The 4425-nt window shown below is 63.5% G+C and carries 8 protein-coding genes; all 8 read left to right on the forward strand.

Translation table 11 applies throughout. The features are described from left to right. On the forward strand, positions 1 to 479 hold a 479-nt coding region (locus EOA22_RS25285; RefSeq protein ID WP_127390290.1), incomplete at its 5' end, for an aldehyde dehydrogenase family protein. Positions 480 to 623: 144 nt separating this feature from the next. Further along, positions 624 to 1046 carry an MbcA/ParS/Xre antitoxin family protein gene (locus EOA22_RS25290; protein ID WP_013530547.1) on the forward strand — a complete coding sequence of 141 codons (423 nt, stop codon included), beginning with the start codon at positions 624 to 626 and terminating at the stop codon, positions 1044 to 1046. After that, positions 1040 to 1741, forward strand: coding sequence for an RES family NAD+ phosphorylase (locus tag EOA22_RS25295; protein ID WP_063168660.1), 702 nt, complete (start codon positions 1040 to 1042; stop codon positions 1739 to 1741). Before EOA22_RS25290 ends, EOA22_RS25295 begins: the two co-directional genes overlap by 7 nt. 70 nt (positions 1742 to 1811) lie before the next feature. After that, on the forward strand, positions 1812 to 2144 hold the full coding sequence (locus EOA22_RS25300; protein ID WP_013530549.1) for a metalloregulator ArsR/SmtB family transcription factor: 333 nt from the start codon (positions 1812 to 1814) through the stop codon (positions 2142 to 2144). A gap of 92 nt (positions 2145 to 2236) precedes the next feature. Further along, on the forward strand, positions 2237 to 3301 hold the full coding sequence (gene arsB / locus EOA22_RS25305) for an ACR3 family arsenite efflux transporter (RefSeq protein WP_164747183.1): 1065 nt from the start codon (positions 2237 to 2239) through the stop codon (positions 3299 to 3301). Then, positions 3298 to 3720, forward strand: a complete 423-nt coding sequence (gene arsC / locus EOA22_RS25310; protein ID WP_063168658.1) for an arsenate reductase (glutaredoxin) — start codon at positions 3298 to 3300, stop codon at positions 3718 to 3720. Before arsB ends, arsC begins: the two co-directional genes overlap by 4 nt. A 63-nt stretch (positions 3721 to 3783) precedes the next feature. Further along, on the forward strand, positions 3784 to 4101 hold the full coding sequence (locus EOA22_RS25315; RefSeq protein WP_063168657.1) for a metalloregulator ArsR/SmtB family transcription factor: 318 nt from the start codon (positions 3784 to 3786) through the stop codon (positions 4099 to 4101). Positions 4102 to 4145: 44 nt separating this feature from the next. Continuing rightward, positions 4146 to 4425: FAD-dependent oxidoreductase (locus EOA22_RS25320; protein ID WP_127390291.1), on the forward strand; the 280-nt coding region annotated here is incomplete at its 3' end.

Raw genomic sequence — 4425 nt, forward strand, 5'->3', positions numbered from 1 at the left:
GCCCGGTCGTCAGCCAAGTTCAGTTCGACAAGATCCAGGACCTGATCCAGGCCGGCATCGACGAGGGTGCGACGTTGGTCGCCGGCGGCCCCGGCCGTCCGGCCGAACTCAACCGCGGCTACTATGTCAGGCCGACGGTGTTCGCCGACGTTACCCACGACATGCGCATCGCGCGCGAGGAGATCTTTGGGCCGGTACTGGCGATCATGCCCTATGACAGCGTCGACGAGGTGGTCGAGACCGCCAACGACACCGTCTATGGCCTCGCCTCCTACATCCAGGCCAAGGACATGAAGAAGGCGCGCGAAGTCGCGGCGCGCATGCGCACCGGCAATGTCTACATCAACTATCCCCAGTGGGACGCCGGCCTGCCGTTCGGCGGCTACAAGCAGTCGGGCAATGGCCGCGAATATGCCGAATACGGACTTGAGGATTTCCTCGAGATCAAGGGCATCGCGGGATATGAAGCGGCTGAGTAGGCACCGTACAGTGTGATGCAATAAAGGGCGCGGCCTGCGGTGTGGGCCGCGCCTTTTCATTTTGCAGCCAAGCCTTGCCATCTCCGCATTCTTGCCAATTGGCAAATACATGCTATATATCTGCCAATCAGCAAGGTGAACGCAATGCAGCTTCAATCCATCGTCACCACGCCGGCCACGTTCGGAGCCGCTATCTCGGATGAAGAAGCGGGCGCGCTGGCGCGCACAACGGTCAATCTGTTCAAGGCCTGGAACCTCACCGACCTGGAGGCCTGCATCCTGCTCGGCGGTATGTCGGCGCGCACCTGGGCACGCTGGAAGACTGGGGCGAAGGAAGGTGGCATCGGCAGGATCGACCGCGACCTGCGCACCCGCATGGCGCATCTGATGGGCATCCACAAGGGCCTGCGCTACCTCTTCACGGAACCGGCGCGCGGCTATGCCTGGATCCGCAAGCCCAATGCCACCTTTGGCGGCCAGTCGGCGCTCGACCTGATGCTGCGCGGCGAAATCTCCGATCTCTCGGCGATGCGCGAATGGCTCGATGCGGAGCGTGGTGCATGGTGAGTGGGCTTGCGGTCCGTCGCCGCGTCGACTGGCACCAGACCTTCCGCATCATCCGTTCCATCCACCCACCGATCGACCTGTTCGAAGACATTGCCGACCCGCGCGACTGGGAGGCGCTTGCCGCCGTCGAGGCGAAGACAAACCCACGCATAAGGTTCGAGATCGGCGATCTCGGCAAGGTTTCGGCCGCAAGGCGGATTTCCGGCCCCGGCGCCAGTTTCGTGATGGCGCCCTTCGTGCATTGCTCGACGCTCAGACCAGGCCGCTTCTCGGATGGCAGCTACGGGATTTATTATGCGGGTGACAGCGAGGAGGTGGCGCTGGCCGAGACCATTCACCACCATCAGAAATTCATGCGCGCCACCAACGAAGGGCCGGGCTGGACGGCGGATTTCCGCGTGCTGATCGGCAACGTCGACCGCGACCTCGATGACGTCAACGCCGTGCCCGGCGTGCTCGACCCGGACGACTATTCCGCCTCGCAGGCGGAAGGGCGGGCGCTGCGGGCAGCAGGCAGCGACGGGCTGGTGTGGAACAGCGTGCGCATGCCGGGCGGCGGCTGCATCGGCATCTTCTGGCCCGATGTCATTGCCATTCCAGTGCAGGGCCGCCACTACAGCTACCACTGGGATGGTGCCCGGGTGGACTTCGTGCGCCAGCACGATACGGGAAAGGTGCTTGCCGTCACATCATAGCGGCGGACATCCTTTACAGATCGCGGGGGAGTCGATATTCACGAATCCATAAATCCAAGGATTCGGATATATGAATAGGAAGGGCACTTTGAACGCGCTGGCCGCACTTGGCCAGGAGACGCGGCTGGATGTCTTCCGGCTGCTCGTGCGTGCCGGCCCGGAAGGCATTCCAGCCGGCGAGATCGCAACGAGGCTGGACACGGTCCAGAACACCATGTCGGCGCATCTGAAGGTGCTCGCCCATGCCGGGCTGATCCGTCCCGAACGCGACGGAAGGACCGTGCGCTATGTCGCCGACATGACCGGCTTGCGCGACCTGCTGGCCTATCTGATGGAAGATTGCTGCAATGGCGCGCCGGAGCTCTGCCGCCCGGTCATCAATGCCGTGACCTGTGACTGCTGAGGGGCTTGTGACTGTCCGCCGCGCGCCGTTCGAACAAGGAAGCCATCATGACCGATCATGCTCTGAACACAGCTGAGGCGGTGCGGCCCGGCATCGGCTTCGTCGAGAAATATCTGACGGTGTGGGTGGCACTGTGCATCGTCGCGGGCATCGCGCTTGGCCATCTGCTGCCGGGCGTGTTCGGCGCCATCGCGTTGGCCGAGATCGCCAGGGTCAACATTCCTGTCGCCGTGCTGATCTGGCTGATGATCGTGCCGATGCTCTTGCGCGTCGATTTCGCCTCGCTGGCCAAGGTCGGCACCTATTGGCGCGGCATCGGCGTGACGCTGTTCATCAACTGGGCGGTGAAGCCGTTCTCGATGGCGCTGCTGGGCTGGCTCTTCATCGGCTGGTTGTTCCGGCCGTGGCTGCCCGCCGTGCAGATCGATTCCTACATTGCCGGGCTGATCATCCTTGCCGCGGCGCCGTGCACGGCGATGGTTTTCGTCTGGTCGAACCTGACGCGCGGCGAGCCGAATTTCACGCTGTCGCAGGTAGCGCTCAACGACGCTATCATGATCGTTGCTTTCGCGCCAATCGTCGGCCTGCTGCTCGGCCTGTCGGCGATCACCGTGCCATGGGGCACGCTGATGCTGTCGGTCGCACTCTACATCGTCGCGCCGGTGATCGTCGCGCAGTTGGTTCGTGGCCGGCTGCTGGCAGCGAGGGGACAGGCCGGGCTTGAGGCCCTGCTTGCCACGCTGCAGCCCCTGTCGCTGGTTGCCTTGCTGGCGACGTTGGTGCTGCTGTTCGGCTTTCAGGGCGAGCAGATCATCGCGCAGCCATTGGTGATCGTGCTGCTGGCGGTGCCGATCCTGATCCAGGTCTATTTCAATTCCGGTCTTGCCTATCTGCTCAACCGCCTCAGCGGCGAACGACACTGCGTGGCTGGACCATCGGCGCTGATCGGCGCGTCGAACTTCTTCGAGCTGGCGGTGGCCGCCGCGATCGCGCTGTTCGGGCTGAATTCTGGCGCGGCCCTTGCCACTGTGGTCGGGGTGCTCATCGAGGTTCCGGTCATGCTGTCGGTGGTGTGGATCGTGAACCGCAGCAAGGGCTGGTACGAGATGGGCGGCGCCGTCCGGAATACCATGTCGGCTGAGAGGACCTCGAAATGACCATCACCATCTACCACAATCCCGATTGCGGCACGTCGCGCAACACGTTGGCCATGATCCGCCAGTCGGGCGAGGAGCCGGAGGTGATCGAATATCTGAAGACGCCGCCATCGCGCGAAAGGTTGGTCGACCTGATCGCGGCGATGGGCATTACACCGCGCGCCCTGCTGCGCGAGAAGGGCACACCCTATGCCGAACTCGGCCTTGCCGACCCGAAATGGTCCGACCAGCAGATCCTCGATTTCATGCTGGCACATCCGATCCTGATCAACCGGCCGATCGTCGTCAGTCCGCTCGGCGTCGTGCTGGCGCGGCCGTCGGAAAAGGTGCTGGACATTCTGCCCAATCCGGACATCGGCACGTTCACCAAGGAGGATGGCGAGGTGGTCATTTACGCCTCGGGCAAGCGCCCCGGTTGACGCTATTTCCATAATTTTCGAAATTGGGTTGACGGCGCGAAAAGTGCTGCGTAGCTTATTTCCATGAGACTCGAAAAAGCAGCCGCGCAGCTTGAAGCGCTCGGCAATCCGACGCGGCTTCAGCTCTATCGCATCCTGGTGCGGGCCGGTGATGACGGGCTTGCCGTCGGCAGCGTCCAGGGCAGGCTCGACATTCCGTCCTCCACGCTGTCGCATCACCTCAAACGGCTGGTCGATACCGGGCTTGTCACGCAGGAACGGCAAGCGACGACGCTGATCTGCCGCGCCAACTATCCCGGCATGAATGCGCTGATCGGCTATCTCGCCGACGAGTGCTGCGCCGACGCCTGTGCGCCCGCCGTCGGCAAAGCACTGGCCTGATTTTTCTGCGCGTATAATTCGAAGATACCGGAAGGATCGAACCTATGGACATGATGACAGATCTTCCCGTCGCGGTAATTGGCGCCGGCCCGGTCGGCCTTGCCGCCGCGGCGCATCTGGTCGAGCGCGGCATCTGTCCACTCATCCTGGAGCGCGGCGAAAGCGTTGGGGCCGCACTGCTCGAATGGGGCCATGTGCGGGTGTTCTCGCCTTGGGAATACAACATCGACGCGGCGGCGCGGGCGCTGCTCGACCGCTCCGGCTGGACGGCGCCGGACAGCCAGGGCCTGCCGACCGGCGGCGAGATCGTGCGCGCCTATCTGG

Source organism: Mesorhizobium sp. M7A.F.Ca.US.014.04.1.1 (assembly GCF_003998745.1).
GTDB lineage: Bacteria > Pseudomonadota > Alphaproteobacteria > Rhizobiales > Rhizobiaceae > Mesorhizobium > Mesorhizobium ciceri.

Bases quoted from the DNA above. Each gene is read 5' to 3' on its own strand.
- EOA22_RS25290 (WP_013530547.1), top strand. From the start codon at position 624: ATGCAGCTTCAATCCATCGTCACCACGCCGGCCACGTTCGGAGCCGCT.
- EOA22_RS25295 (WP_063168660.1), top strand. From the start codon at position 1,040: ATGGTGAGTGGGCTTGCGGTCCGTCGCCGCGTCGACTGGCACCAGACC.
- EOA22_RS25300 (WP_013530549.1), top strand. From the start codon at position 1,812: ATGAATAGGAAGGGCACTTTGAACGCGCTGGCCGCACTTGGCCAGGAG.
- arsC (WP_063168658.1), top strand. From the start codon at position 3,298: ATGACCATCACCATCTACCACAATCCCGATTGCGGCACGTCGCGCAAC.
- EOA22_RS25315 (WP_063168657.1), top strand. From the start codon at position 3,784: ATGAGACTCGAAAAAGCAGCCGCGCAGCTTGAAGCGCTCGGCAATCCG.